Source organism: Martinezella rhizogenes, from assembly GCF_000799715.1.
GTDB lineage: Bacteria > Pseudomonadota > Alphaproteobacteria > Rhizobiales > Rhizobiaceae > Rhizobium > Rhizobium rhizogenes_C.
This window is the reverse complement of record NZ_JUHG01000014.1, coordinates 323824-337279: the sequence shown is the minus strand read 5'-3', so window position 1 is coordinate 337279 and position 13456 is coordinate 323824. Positions and strand designations below refer to the sequence as shown.

12 protein-coding genes are annotated in these 13456 nt (G+C 61.9%); all 12 read right to left on the bottom strand.

All coding sequences use genetic code 11. The annotated features are described in order from the left end of the window. Positions 1-57: 57 nt before the first annotated feature. A complete protein-coding gene (olsA, locus tag EX00_RS19140; RefSeq protein ID WP_047461330.1) occupies positions 58-855 on the bottom strand; it encodes a lyso-ornithine lipid O-acyltransferase in 798 nt (265 codons plus the stop codon). Between the two features lie 30 nt (positions 856-885). After that, a complete protein-coding gene (locus tag EX00_RS19135) occupies positions 886-1314 on the bottom strand; it encodes a Fur family transcriptional regulator (RefSeq protein ID WP_047461328.1) in 429 nt (142 codons plus the stop codon). Between the two features lie 38 nt (positions 1315-1352). Then, positions 1353-1847: a GNAT family N-acetyltransferase gene (locus EX00_RS19130; protein ID WP_047461327.1), complete on the bottom strand. Its 495-nt coding sequence runs from the start codon at positions 1845-1847 to the stop codon at positions 1353-1355. Positions 1848-1849: 2 nt separating this feature from the next. Continuing rightward, positions 1850-2506, bottom strand: coding sequence for a tRNA (adenosine(37)-N6)-threonylcarbamoyltransferase complex dimerization subunit type 1 TsaB (gene tsaB, locus EX00_RS19125; RefSeq protein WP_047461325.1), 657 nt, complete (start codon positions 2504-2506; stop codon positions 1850-1852). Positions 2507-2530: 24 nt separating this feature from the next. Beyond that, positions 2531-3097 (bottom strand): NifU family protein, encoded by a 567-nt coding sequence (locus EX00_RS19120; protein ID WP_047461322.1) that lies wholly within the window; start codon positions 3095-3097, stop codon positions 2531-2533. Between the two features lie 119 nt (positions 3098-3216). Then, positions 3217-3708: a universal stress protein gene (locus tag EX00_RS19115; protein ID WP_047461320.1), complete on the bottom strand. Its 492-nt coding sequence runs from the start codon at positions 3706-3708 to the stop codon at positions 3217-3219. 74 nt (positions 3709-3782) lie between these two features. Beyond that, a complete protein-coding gene (trpS, locus tag EX00_RS19110) occupies positions 3783-4847 on the bottom strand; it encodes a tryptophan--tRNA ligase (protein ID WP_047461317.1) in 1065 nt (354 codons plus the stop codon). Positions 4848-4960: 113 nt separating this feature from the next. Continuing rightward, positions 4961-5353 (bottom strand): VOC family protein, encoded by a 393-nt coding sequence (locus EX00_RS19105; RefSeq protein WP_047461313.1) that lies wholly within the window; start codon positions 5351-5353, stop codon positions 4961-4963. A 263-nt stretch (positions 5354-5616) separates the two neighbouring features. Further along, positions 5617-7218, bottom strand: coding sequence for a murein biosynthesis integral membrane protein MurJ (gene murJ, locus EX00_RS19100; protein ID WP_047461310.1), 1602 nt, complete (start codon positions 7216-7218; stop codon positions 5617-5619). Beyond that, positions 7215-10130: a [protein-PII] uridylyltransferase gene (locus tag EX00_RS19095; protein WP_047461307.1), complete on the bottom strand. Its 2916-nt coding sequence runs from the start codon at positions 10128-10130 to the stop codon at positions 7215-7217. Before EX00_RS19095 ends, murJ begins: the two co-directional genes overlap by 4 nt. A gap of 158 nt (positions 10131-10288) precedes the next feature. After that, positions 10289-10582 (bottom strand): hypothetical protein, encoded by a 294-nt coding sequence (locus EX00_RS19090; protein WP_047461299.1) that lies wholly within the window; start codon positions 10580-10582, stop codon positions 10289-10291. Between the two features lie 27 nt (positions 10583-10609). Then, positions 10610-13351 (bottom strand): DNA mismatch repair protein MutS, encoded by a 2742-nt coding sequence (gene mutS / locus EX00_RS19085; RefSeq protein ID WP_047461293.1) that lies wholly within the window; start codon positions 13349-13351, stop codon positions 10610-10612. Positions 13352-13456: the final 105 nt, after the last annotated feature.

The following is a 13456-nucleotide window of genomic DNA, read 5'->3' as shown; positions in this document are numbered from 1 at the left end:
CGCTATGTAGTGGCTTTTGCTCCAAGAGAAAATGAAAAAGTTGAAATCGCCCGGATATCAGGCAATCTCGCGACCTAGCAGCCGGCTTGCGAGCATGGTGCGGATGCGCCGCGCGACAGTGGCGCTGACGTCCTTGCGCTTGGTGTCGGCGCGATACTCCACGGATTCGCCGAAGCAGACATCGACATCGATGGCGCCACAGGCGACGATATCCTTCAGGTGCGGCACCAGCTCGATATCACCTGGCCAGGCGGCGATCGGGCGATAGTAGCGGCCCATGGCGATGCCGTGGATGCGGGTATAGGCGACAGCTACCGGCTGCACATGCACGACGGCATCCGGTGTTTTCGGCAGAGCGGCGGCAGCGGCGCCAAACAGCGAGGATTTGACCTCCAACAGGCGGTTGCCATCCGAGGTCGTGCCTTCGGGAAACAGCACCATGATCTCGCCATTGGCCATGCGCTCGGCGATTTCGTTCACCTGATCGCCGGTTTTGCGCTTCTGCTCGCGCTCAATGAAGACGCTCTTCTGCCATTCAGCGAACTGGCCGAAGATTGGCCAGTCCCGCACTTCCGATTTGGCGATGAAGGCGACGTCGGCAACGGCGGACAGCACGAGAATATCCAGCCAGGACGAATGGTTGGCGGCCAGCATCAAGGGCCGACGGCTTTCCAGTTTTCCGACGATGTGGATGCGGACGCCGAGCCAATAGCAGACGATACGGTGCCAGTAGCGCGGCAGATAGCGCCTGAGCTTCCAGTCGAAGCGCAGGCAGAGGATCTGCAGCGGCAGCATGACGAGACTGACGGCAAAGATGACGATGACGGCACAGCCGACGCGCAGCCAGGTCACCAAATCATTCGCTCCGGCACGGCAGTCATCACCTCAGCGTTCGTCCTTCTTCAGCGGGATACCATAGAGCTCCAGCCGGTGGTCGACGAGCTTGAAACCATGTTCGCGGGCAATGCGCTCCTGCAGCGCCTCGATCTCCGGCGAGTGGAACTCGATCACCTCGCCGCTCTTCAGGTCGATCAGGTGATCATGATGCTCTTCCGGCACGGTCTCGTAACGCGAGCGGCCGTCACGGAAATCATGGCGGGCGAGAAGGCCGGCATCCTCGAAAAGCTTCACCGTGCGATAGACCGTCGAAATCGAGATCTTCGCATCCACCTTGACGGAGCGGCGGTGCAGCTCCTCGACATCGGGATGATCCCCGGAATCCTCGATGATACGAGCAATGACCCGGCGCTGCTCCGTCATGCGCATGCCGCGCTCGGCGCAAAGCTCTTCCAGAGATTTTACGGGATCGATCATCAAATACGGTCTTCGGTCACTTCGTCTATGACAACGGACTAGCGAAGAACGCGCCGCATGACAAGCGCCGTCGATTTCGCGCCGTTTTCATCGACATAATAGGCCTTGCGCTCGCCGACCGTCTCGAAACCGAGCTTGCGGTAGAGCCCGACGGCCGGCTGATTGACGCCGTCGACCTCGAGAAACATGGTTTCGCCGCCGCGATTACGCGCCTCGCGCAGCGCCGCCTGCATCAGCCGCCACCCGAGGCCGGTGCGGCCAAGCTTGGCGCTAACGGCAATCGTCAGGATCTCGGCCTCGTCAGCCATATGCCGCGCCAGCACGAAGCCCGGAAGCGTCTTTTTCAGGATGGCGTTGGTCTGCCGGGCAACGAAGCCGAAGGTCGTGTCCTGCGACAGCAGATTCTCGAACTCGGCATCGTCCCAGACCCGCGCAAACCGCTCGCCATGCAGGGCAGCCACTTCGACGCAATCCCGCAGCTGCATCGGGACGATTTCATATTCGGCTTTCAAGGTCAGATAGGATTCGAGCATGTCTATAGCCTGGCAACAGCGTACCCGGCCTGCGGTCTGGCATCGGGTCCGCGAAGATAAAGCGGTTTCGGCTTGTCGCTGACAGGTTTGGCAGCGCCCAGCCGGGCAACGACGGCAATCGGAAATGCGTCGGGCCGCTCCGCGGGCGGCGCTTCGCTGAGCCGGGCGACGGCCGTGCCGGTGACGATACCATCGAAGGCGCCGGCGATTGCCCGCGCTTCGTCGATCGTCACGGCACGGGCTTCATCCAGCGGACAGCCATCGGCGTCGAAGGACTGGAGATAAATCTCCTCGCGCTTGGCGTCGATGGCGGCCAGAACCGATTGACCCGGATTCTGCTCCCGCGCGTTGGCAGCCATAACCTCAAGGGTCGTGACGCCGATGGCGGGAATATCGAGGGAGAGCGCGAAACCGCGAGCGGCGGCAACGCCGATGCGGATGCCGGTGAAGGAACCGGGGCCGACGGTCACGACGATGCGTTCGACCGCTGCAAGCGCTATTCCGGCTTTCGCCAGCGCCGCGTCGACAACATCCATCAAATGCTCGGCATGCCCCCGCCCGATCGTCTCCGTGACCTCCCCAATCACAGAATCACTGCCGCTATCATACACCGCGGCAGCGCAATCCACACCTGCCGTGTCGAGCGCCAGTACAATCATGTTTATTTTTCCGAAATGCGAAGATTAGACGGCTTCGACTTCCTGAACTTCCGGAACGAAATGGCGCAGCAAGTTCTGGATGCCATGCTTCAACGTCGCCGTGGACGACGGGCAACCGGCGCAGGATCCCTTCATGTTGAGGTAGACCTTGCCATCCCGGAAGCCGCGGAAGGTGATGTCGCCGCCATCCTGGGCCACGGCCGGACGAACACGGGTCTCCAGCAATTCCTTGATGGTCAGCACGATCGTCTCGTCACCCTCATCGAAGAACTCGCCACTGGCATCCTGCGCTTCGGAGAGAACCGACGTTGCACCCATGACCGGCTTGCCGGACATGAAATGCTCCATGATCGAGCCGAGGATGGCTGGCTTCAGATGCTGCCATTCCTGGTCGTCCTTGGAGACGGAGATGAAATCGTAGCCGAAATAGACGCCGCTGACGCCAGTAATATCGAACAGGCGAGCGGCAAGCGGCGAGACTTCCGCCTCGTCGGCACTGCGGAATTCGGCTGTGCCGCTTTCCATCACCACCTTGCCCGGCAGGAATTTCAGGGTCGCGGGGTTCGGCGTCGCTTCGGTCTGAATGAACATCTTGATCTCCATGCGGCGGGCCGAAAGCCCTGCGCCGACTTTAGAATATTTCAAAAGAAGATAGGCTTTTTGACCGCTCTAATCAAGAGACCAGGCCTCAAGAAATAGCCCTTGCCAACTCAACTCAGCGCGTCGATTTCCTCATTCGTCAACGTATCCGGCAGCACCGTCACCGGGATCGGAAAGGCGGCAGCGCGTCCCGCGATCGAGGACACCAGCGGTCCCGGTCCTTCCTTGGCGGAGCCGGCGGCCAGAACGAGAAGCGCTATATCCCTGTCTTCCTCGATCATCGCATTGATCTCGTCGGCGGCCGAGCCTTCGCGGATGACGATCTCCGGATCGATGCCGATATTCTCGCGCACGATCTGCGCCGCCTTCGCCGTCGTCGCCTCGGCCTCCTCGCGCGCTTCCGCACGCATGATCTCCTCGACTCCAAGCCATTGCTGGAAATCGCCCTCGGGGATCACATAGAGAAGCACAAGGCCGCCATTGGAATTCTTGGCCCGCCGACCGGCATAATGGACGGCTCGCTGGCATTCAGGCGTGCCATCAATGACCGCCATGAACTTGCGGCGGTGACCTTCGAGCCGTGAGAGACGTTTTGATACCATGCGACGACTCTGCCACCTGAAGGAGGCGTTTTGCAAGCCCCCGTTTTTCAACGGGGGCTGCCGTCATGAGATGGTCAGTAGATGAAGCCGACGATATCGCGGACCTGGTTCATCGTCACATCTGCACGGGCACGAGCGCGGGCACCGCCGTCGCGCAGGATCCCATCGATATGACCCGGATCAGCCATCAGGCGGCGCATCTCGCCGGTGATCGGCGAGAGGACTTGCACGGCGAGATCGACCAGGGCCGGCTTGAAGACGGAGAACTGCTGGCCGCCGAATTCCGAGAGCACGTCCGCCTTCGACTTGTCGGCAAGGGCGGCATAGATGCCGACGAGATTGTCGGCTTCCGGGCGGTTGGAGAGGCCAGCGATCTCGCTCGGCAAACCGTCCGGATCGGTCTTGGCCTTGCGGATCTTCTTCGAGATGTTTTCTTCGTCGTCGAGCAGGTTGATGCGCGATAGATCGGAGGCATCCGACTTCGACATCTTCTTGGTGCCGTCACGCAAGGACATGACGCGCGGCGCCGGGCCGTCGATCAGCGGCTCCACCATCGGGAAATAGGCATGCACCGGCTCGTCGCCGACCGTGATGTCGATGCCGTAGCCCGAGCGGCGTATGTGTTCCATGAAATCCAGGTTGAACTTCATGGCGATGTCGCGGGTCAGTTCCAGATGCTGCTTCTGGTCGTCTCCGACAGGCACATGCGTGGCGCGATAAAGGAGAATATCGGCGGCCATCAGGCTCGGATAGGCGTAGAGGCCGAGGGAGGCCTGCTCACGGTCCTTGCCGGCCTTGTCCTTGAACTGCGTCATGCGGTTCATCCAGCCGATGCGGGCGACGCAATTAAAGATCCAGGCGAGTTCGGCATGCTGAGGCACGGTCGACTGATTGAAGACGATATGCTTTTCCGGATCGATGCCGGCGGCAAGAAACGCAGCGGTGATCGACCGCGTCTGGCTCTGCATGTCCTCATGCACGAGCTGGGCGGTGAGCGCATGCATGTCGACAACGCAATACATGCAATCGTTGTTTTCCTGCAGCGCCACGAACTTGCGGATCGCGCCGAGATAGTTGCCAAGATGGAGATTGCCGGTCGGCTGGACGCCGGAAAATACGAGCGGCTTGAATTCAGTCATGTCGTCCTCAAAAGGCTGGTGGAGGGCCCGGGCAAGCTCGCGCTCGACCCTTGGTGTTCGGCGGGCTTATGCACGGCGGACAGGCGGGGATCAAGAGGATATGTGGCGGGAACTCAGGAAGAATGCTGGATCAGATCCCAGGTGTTGCCGTAGGGGTCCGCAAAGACCGCGACAGTGCCGTAGGCCTCATGGCGCGGCTCCTCGAGAAAACGGACGCCTTTTGCGACCATCGCGGCGTGATCGCGGGCAAAATCGTCGGTCTTGAGGAAGAAGCCGACACGGCCGCCGGCCTGATTGCCGATGGCCGCCCGCTGTCCGTCATCGGCGGCTTGCGCCAGCAGCAACGCCGCACCATCACCACCCTTCGGCTTCACCACGAGCCAACGCTTGCCCTCGGGCTGCACTTCATCCTGTAGGCAGTCGAAGCCGAGGCAATCGCAATAGAAGGCCTTGGCGCGATCGTAGTCATCGACGATGAGGGTAATGAGGAAGAGGGATTGGGGCATGCATGGGCTCCGCGTTTGGCGAAATCGTCCCCTCGCCCCGCTTGCGGGGAGAGGGCTAGGGTTAGGGGCCAGGCACAAAAGCTCGGCGTCGGCAGGCTATCCTGCCCAGCCGAAACGATGGCGGAGTCGGCAAAGCTTATTTTCGCGGCGACACCCGCGAAAGCCCCTCATCCGACTTGTCGCAATCTCACTCCGTTCGATCGCTCCAACCCACCTTCTCCCCGCCCCTTCGGCAAGCTCAGGAGCGGGGCGAAGGGGCATGCCTATTCCCCGTTCACCACTTCCGCATCCGGCGCCGGTGTCCGCGGCTTGCGTTTGATGTTGCGGCGGATCATCCCGATGTCGGCGCCGCCAATCAGGAAGGCGACAGCGAAGTAGACCAGCATGGAAATTCCGATCAAAAGGCCGAGCGTGCTGACCTTGGTCAACAGCGACGCGCCCGAGGCGAGCCATGGCTCCCAGCGATGCTGGAGATAGACGACCATGACCGTCATGACGCCAGCTGAAACGAGCAGCAGCGCGGTGCGACGGGCAAGCGCCCATTCCCAGGTCAGATGACCCCGACGCAACAGCGTCGTGAACAATAGCACCGTGCTGATCCAGCCGGCCGTCGCTTCGGCCACGGCGATGCCGGGCGCGCCCATGTACGGGAAGAGGCTGAGCGCGATCGCGCAGTTGGTGGCGACCGCGACACCGGAGAAGCGCATCGGGGTCTTGGTATCCTCGCGGGCATAGAAGCCCGGCTGCAACGCCTTGATCAGCACGAAGGCCGGCAGGCCGAGGCCGTAGATCGCCAGAATCGAGCCGACGATCAGGGTATTTTCCTGATGGAAGGCACGGCGTTCGTAGAGAACGCGAATGATATCATCCGAGAGCACCCAGAGCGCCATGGCGGCCGGCAAGGTCAGGAACAGCACGAACTCGATCGAGCGGTTCTGCAGATTGCCGGCCTCCTTCAGATGGCCTGACTTCAAGGAACGCGCCAGCTCCGGCAGCAGCACCACACCGACGGCGACGCCGACGACGCCGAGCGGCAGCTGATAGATGCGATCGGCATATTGCAGGGCGGCGATCGCGCCCTCGCGGCTGGAGGCGATCGCCTGGCCGATCATCTGGTTGATCTGGGTAATGCCGCCAGTGACGGCGGCGGGAATGGCGAGGATCAACAGACGCTTCACATTCGGCGTGAAGTGCGGCCAGCGGAAGCCGATGTTGATGCCGGCATAGCGCACGCCGATATAGACGACGAGCAATTGCAGGATGCCGGCGGCGAGCACGCCCCAGGACAGGTACCAGGCGGTTTCCAGCGGCACGGCGCCGAAATAGAGCGAATAGAACAGCGCTCCGATCATCACCACGTTGAGGAAGACGGGCGCAACGGCGGCGGCAAAGAAATGATGCAGCGAATTCAGCATGCCGCTCATCATCGCCGTCAGCGACATGCACATGAGATAGGGGAACATCACGGCCGCCAGGCGCACCGTGATCGAGAATTTGTCCGGATCGTCGGCAAAGCCCGGTGCGATGATCCAGCGCACGATCAGCGGCATGCACAGTTCCATGACGACGGTGATCAGGAACAGCACGGAAAAGAGAACGCCGAAGACTTCCTCGGAAAAGCGCTTGGCGCCCTCGATACCGTTCGCCTCGATCTCCTTGGCAAACAGCGGCACGAAGGCGGCATTGAAGGCACCCTCGGCGAAAAGACGGCGGAACAGGTTCGGAAAGCGGAATGCGGCATAGAAGACGTCGGCCATCGGCCCCGTACCGAGGGCGGCGGCCATCAGTGTTTCGCGGGCGAAACCGAAGATGCGGCTGCCGAGCGTCGCGCCACCGACGGTGATGAATTTCTTGACGAGGCTCATGCGGCTGAACCGGCTTTCTTTTCGGTATTGGGCTTTTCGGCATTGAGCGACCGCGTGGAGGCGGGCGCGATCATGCCGGACGGCATGCGCTCGCGCATCTCGTCCTCTTCACCCGCCATCACCGGCTTCAGGCGCGCGGTAATATTGGCTCGCTTGTTTTCGTTGGAGATCTTCTGCCCGACGAGATCGGTCACGTAGAAACTATCGATGACCTTCTCGCCGAAGGTGGTGATCCGCGCCGAGTGGATGTCGAGCGACAGATCCGAAAGAACCGATGTGATTTCCGACAAGAGACCGGTTCGGTCGAGGCATTCGACCTCGATGACGGTGAACTTGTTGGACAGGCTGTTGGAGATCGTCACCGATGGCGGGATGACGAAAGCCTTGTTCTTGCGGCGATTTTTCGTGCGGGTGGCGATGACTTCCGGCAGGCGCTTTCGGCCAGCCAGCACGTCCTCGATCATCCTGCCGATAGTCCCGGCGCGGCGCAGTTCGTCCGCATCATCGGTGAACTCACGGCTGACATGGATGGTGTCGAGCGCGCGGCCATCCGCCGTCGTGAAAATCTGCGCGTCGACGATGTTGGCGCCGGCCGCGGCACAGGCGCCGGCGATGACGGTCAGGAGGCGCGGATGGTCGGGCGACAGCACGGTAATTTCGGTGATGGCGTGGAAGCTGTCGGTGCGCACCATGGTTGCCAGAACCTGGCCCGATTTGTCGGTCTGGCGGATGAAGCGCGTATGGCGGATCTGATCTTCCAGCGGCACGGACAGGAGATAGGGCTGGTAGTGCAGCTTGACATAGGCCTTGCGGGCTTTCTGACCCCAATCATCCAGCGCGGCTTCGAGCGCCTTGGCGGCGGCTTCCGCCCGCTCCTTGCGTGATACTTCCGAGAAGCCACCGGCCAAGAGCAGTTCGGTCTCGTAATAGAGCGTACGCAGCAACTGCCCCTTCCAGCCGTTCCAGACGCCGGGACCGACGGCGCGGATATCGCAGACGGTCAGGATCAGCAGCATCTTCAACCGGTCGAGCGACTGTACCCGGTCGGCGAAATCGATGATGGTCTTGCGGTCGGTGAGGTCGCGGGTCTGGGCGACCATCGACATGGTCAGGTGTTCCGCGATCAGCCAGACGACCAGCTCGGTCTGCTTCGGCGACAGGCCGAAGCGCGGGCAAAGCTTGCGCGCCACCTTGGCGCCAGCTTCCGAGTGATCCTCCTCGCGGCCCTTGGCGATGTCGTGCAGCAGCACGGCGACATAGAGCGCGTCGCGGTCCTCGATGCCTGGCATCAGCTTGTTGGTCAGCGGATGAATATCCTCCGCCTTGCCCTTGTCGATCTCCGACAGCACCTCGACGGCGCGGATCAGATGCTCGTCCACCGTATAGTGATGATACATGTTGAACTGCATCATCGAGACGATCTTGCCGAATTCCGGAATGAAGCGGCCAAGCACGCCTGCTTCGTTCATGCGGCGGAGAATCAGTGCGGGATCGCGCTTGGAGGTGAGGATAGAGAGGAAAAGCCGGTTCGCCTCCTCGTTCTCGCGTAGATCATTGTCGATCAGGCCGAGCGAACGGGTGACGCGCTTCAGCGCATCGGGATGGAATTCCAGCCCGTTGATATCGGCGACGAAGAACAGGCGGATCAGGCTTACCGGATCGCGCTTAAAAACGTCTGGATTGGCAAGCGCGATGCGGCCGCGATCCTCGACGAACTCGATCGTGCCGGGGATCTTGCGCGAGCGATGGGCAAACCGGCTGATGACGCCGGTAAGCCCCGGCGTCGCCTTGGCCTGCTGGTCCTCAAGTGCTGCGCAGAGGATGCGGGTGAGATCGCCGACATCCTTGGCGACGAGGAAATAGTGCTTCATGAAGCGTTCGACGGCGGAAAGACCGGGCCGGGCGTGATAGCCGAGCGCCTCGGCAATCTCCCGCTGGATGTCGAAGGACAGCCGCTCTTCGGCCTTTCCCGTCAGGAAATGCATGTGGCAACGCACGGCCCAGAGAAAATCCTCGGCCTTTTCGAAGAGGCGGTATTCCTGCTTCGAGAGCACGCCGAGCTTCACCAGTTCGACCGGATCGCGGACGTGGTAGTAATATTTGGAGATCCAGAACAGCGTGTGCAGATCGCGCAGGCCGCCCTTGCCTTCCTTGACGTTGGGCTCGACCAGATAGCGGGTGTCGCCGGCCTTACGGTGGCGCTCGTCGCGCTCGGCAAGCTTGGCGGCAATGAATTCCGGGCCGGTATTGGTGACGATTTCCTTGTCGAACCGCGTCTCCAGTTCGTGCGCCAGGGGCTCGTTACCGCAGATATAGCGCGTCTCGAGGATGGCGGTGCGTATCGTCATGTCGGACTTCGCCTCGCGTATGCACTCCTCGACGGTGCGCGTGGCGTGGCCGACCTTGAAACCCATGTCCCAGAGCATATAGAGGATGAACTCGACCGCCTTGTGCGTCTCCTCCGCCGGCTTCGGCTGGAAAAGGAAGAGAAGGTCGATGTCCGAGCCCGGCGCCAGCGTGTCGCGGCCATAGCCGCCGACGGCAGTCACAGTGAAGCAGCCCTTCTGCTTCGGATAGAGGTGGCTGACCGTGAAGTCGTAGAGAACGGTGATGATCTGATCTTGCAGCCAGGAAATCCGGTGCGCGCAATCAAGCCCGCCGCCTTCCTCCGAGAGCAGGCGGCGCGCGTTTTGACGACCTTCCTGGCTTGCCTTCTTCAGCAGAGCGAGAAGGGCCGAACGCTCGTCCTTCTTGTCTTCATGACGTTTGGCGAGGGTCTCGCATTCCGCTCTCAGCGCGGGGACGTCGAGAACGACGGAGAAATCGATGTCATGCTTAACCATGCTCGGCCGACCGGAATCCTGTTCAGTGACCGCGGCCAATTGCCGGCGCGCCTGTCTTTTCGTCTGCATGCGCTATAGCCTCTTTGCCCGGCGATTGACACAGGCATTCTACGCCCGAATCCCATAATCCGGCTTGGAGCCAAATTTCCCGAACCAGCGCTTTCGGGGAGTTCTATCGGGTCAAGGTTGACGAAGAATGACGGCTGTCGACGCAGAAATCGGCGGTTTTAGGGCTGCGGCACCACAAGCGAGCGTCTCAACTCGTTTATGCTATGCAATATGTTTCGCGATTGGGCACCAATCTGCGTCACCATTTCGCGCTCGCATTCCCAATAGCCCGCCTTGGCGATTGCCGATGTAATATCGGAAATCCGGCTGCAGGACAAAGCGATGTTGAGAAGCCCACGGTCGGACTCACAGTCCGGTGCCTCCCCCTCGCCGCAGATCTTGCCGCGCGCCGCAATCGGCGAAAAGCGGTCGGCGAGAACGCGGACCTCGGCAAGAAGATGTTCGATATGCATCGGATTATCCTTGGAAATCGCCTGTTATCAGCCGGCCTTGTTCAGGGTCTTTTTCAGTTCGTATAGCGCATCGAGGGCTGCGCGCGGCGTCAAATCGTCAAGATCGAGCACTTTCAGCGCCTCCTCGACCTTGGACGGCCCGCGCTTGCCGCCCGCCTCCTCGCGGCGAACCGCGACCTGGAAGAGCGGCAGATCATCGATGAGCTGGCTTGCCGGATTCTTGCGGTCGGCATCCTCCAGACGCGTCAGAACGTCGCGGGCGCGCGCCACCACCGAGGCCGGCAGGCCGGCGAGCCGCGCCACCTGGATGCCGTAGGAACGGTCGGCCGCACCCGGCCCGACCTCATGCAGGAAGATGACATCGCCGTCCCATTCCTTGACGCGCATGGTGGCATTGGAGAGCCGCTCGAGCTTTTCCGACAGCACGGTCAGCTCATGGAAATGCGTGGCGAACAGACCTCGGCAACGATTGGCCTCATGCAGATGCTCGACCGACGCCCAGGCAATCGAGAGACCATCGAACGTGGCGGTGCCACGGCCGATCTCGTCGAGAATGACCAGCGAGCGGTCGGTCGCCTGATTGAGGATCGCCGCAGTCTCGACCATTTCGACCATGAAGGTGGAGCGGCCGCGCGCCAGATCGTCGGACGCGCCAACGCGCGAGAACAGCCGGTCGACAATGCCGATATGGGCGGAAGCAGCGGGCACGAAGGAGCCCATCTGGGCGAGAATGGCGATCAGCGCGTTCTGGCGCAGAAAGGTCGATTTACCGCCCATGTTCGGGCCGGTCAGCAGCCAGATCGCTCCGTCCTTGCCATCTGATGTCGGTGACAGGTCGCAATTATTGGCGACGAAGGGACCGCCCGCCTGCCGGCGCAACGCCTGCTCGACCACCGGATGGCGGCCGCCTTCGATGGCGAACATCCGGCTGGCATCGACCACAGGCCGACAATAGGCCTGCTCCTCTGCCAGCAATGCCAGCCCGGCGGCAACATCGATCACCGATAGTGCGCGGGCGCCGGCCTTGATCGCCTCGGCCTCGGCGACGACGGCTGCAACCATGCGGTCGAAGGCTGCCAGCTCGATGGTCAGCGCCTTGTCGGCGGCATTGGCGATGCGGCTTTCAAGATCGGCAAGCTCAGTCGTGGTGAAGCGCATGGCATTGGCCATGGTCTGGCGGTGGATGAACCGCGCCTTGGCCTCGGCACTGTCGATCATCGGCCCGGCATTGCCGGCGGTGACCTCGATGAAATAACCGAGCACATTGTTGTGCTTGATCTTCAGCGACTTGATGCCGGTTTCCTCGGCATATTGCAGTTGCAGCCCGGCGATGACCCGGCGCGACTGGTCGCGAAGCGCCCGCACCTCGTCCAGCTCGACATTCGCCCCCTCCCGCAGGAAACCGCCGTCGCGCTTCAGCAAGGGCAGTTCATCGGCGAGCATTTCGGCAAGCAGAGCTTCAAGATCGGCGGGCAGAGAGCGAAGCCCGGCAAGGGCCGCTTCCAGCTCTTCCGGCAGAAGTGCTGAGCCCAGCATACGGGCTATATCGGCGGCGGCACCGAGACCCTGGCGGATCGCCCAGAGATCGCGCGGGCCGCCACGGTCGAGCGCCAGGCGCGACAATGCGCGCGGCATGTCGGGCACATGTTTCAGCGCCGTGCGCAGATCGCTGCAAAGCGACGGCTCTTCGACGAGGAAGCCGATCGAATCCAACCTTTCGTTGACGCGCGCGGGGTCGGTGAGCGGCGACATCAGCCGCTCGGCCAGCAGGCGCGCACCCCCGCCGGTCACCGTGCGGTCGATGGCCTTCAGAAGGGAACCATTGCGGTCGCCGGAAAGCGTGCGCACCAGTTCCAGATTGGCACGGGTGGCTGGATCGATAAACAGGGTCGAGGCGCCACTTTCGCGCTCCGGCATTCCAAGCGGCGGCCGCTCGGCGATCTGGGTCTTTTCGACATAGGCAACCGCTGCCGAAGCGGCGGCAAGCTCGGCGCGGGTGAACGTGCCGAAACCATCCAGCGTCGAAACGCCGAAATAGCGGGTAATACGGCCCTCGGCACTGGCGCTGTCGAAGAGGACCGCCGGCTGCGGCACCGCCACGCGGCCAAGCACGTCGAAAACCGGCTTCAGATCCGGATCGTGGAACATCGTGTCCGGCAGGATCAACTCGCGCGGATCGATGCGCAGGATATCGGCGAGCAGCCGCGACGCCTCTGTCTCCGCCAACCGGAAGACACCGGTCGAGATATCGATCCAGGCGAGTGCCAGCTGCGGCTCCGTGCCGCCGCGAATGCGGGTGAGCGCCATCAGATAGTTGGATTCCGAGGGCGAAAGCAGCTTTTCTTCGGTAATCGTCCCCGGCGTTACCAGACGGACGACGTCGCGCCGGACCACCGACTTGCCACCGCGCTTCTTCGCCTCGGCCGGATCCTCGATCTGCTCACAGACGGCAACGCGGAAGCCCCGCGAGATCAGCTTTTGCAGATAATCATCGGCGGCATGCACCGGCACGCCGCACATCGGAATATCCTGGCCCATATGCTGGCCGCGCTTGGTGAGCGTGATGCCAAGCGCCCGCGAGGCATCGACGGCGTCCTCGAAGAACAGCTCGTAGAAGTCGCCCATGCGATAGAACAACAGCGAACCGGGATTGTTCGCCTTGATCTCGATAAATTGCTCCATCATCGGAGTCGCGGAGGCACGACTTTCCTCCGAGGCAAGCTCGGCGGCCGAGAAAGCATCGACGCTGGTCATTATTCGTTCATTCACGGATGTGCAGTTTTTCCCAAAAATGAGGTGTCACCCTATCCGCGTGCCGCTATAGAAGACAACAGCTATCGGGCAAGAGGAACCGGTCGCCCACAGGAGGTTTGG

Bases quoted from the DNA above. Each gene is read 5' to 3' on its own strand.
- murJ (WP_047461310.1), bottom strand. From the start codon at position 7,218: ATGAGCCTCGTCAAGAAATTCATCACCGTCGGTGGCGCGACGCTCGGC.
- EX00_RS19135 (WP_047461328.1), bottom strand. From the start codon at position 1,314: ATGATCGATCCCGTAAAATCTCTGGAAGAGCTTTGCGCCGAGCGCGGC.
- EX00_RS19090 (WP_047461299.1), bottom strand. From the start codon at position 10,582: ATGCATATCGAACATCTTCTTGCCGAGGTCCGCGTTCTCGCCGACCGC.
- EX00_RS19120 (WP_047461322.1), bottom strand. From the start codon at position 3,097: ATGTTCATTCAGACCGAAGCGACGCCGAACCCCGCGACCCTGAAATTC.
- EX00_RS19105 (WP_047461313.1), bottom strand. From the start codon at position 5,353: ATGCCCCAATCCCTCTTCCTCATTACCCTCATCGTCGATGACTACGAT.
- trpS (WP_047461317.1), bottom strand. From the start codon at position 4,847: ATGACTGAATTCAAGCCGCTCGTATTTTCCGGCGTCCAGCCGACCGGC.
- EX00_RS19115 (WP_047461320.1), bottom strand. From the start codon at position 3,708: ATGGTATCAAAACGTCTCTCACGGCTCGAAGGTCACCGCCGCAAGTTC.
- tsaB (WP_047461325.1), bottom strand. From the start codon at position 2,506: ATGATTGTACTGGCGCTCGACACGGCAGGTGTGGATTGCGCTGCCGCG.
- EX00_RS19095 (WP_047461307.1), bottom strand. From the start codon at position 10,130: ATGCAGACGAAAAGACAGGCGCGCCGGCAATTGGCCGCGGTCACTGAA.
- EX00_RS19130 (WP_047461327.1), bottom strand. From the start codon at position 1,847: ATGCTCGAATCCTATCTGACCTTGAAAGCCGAATATGAAATCGTCCCG.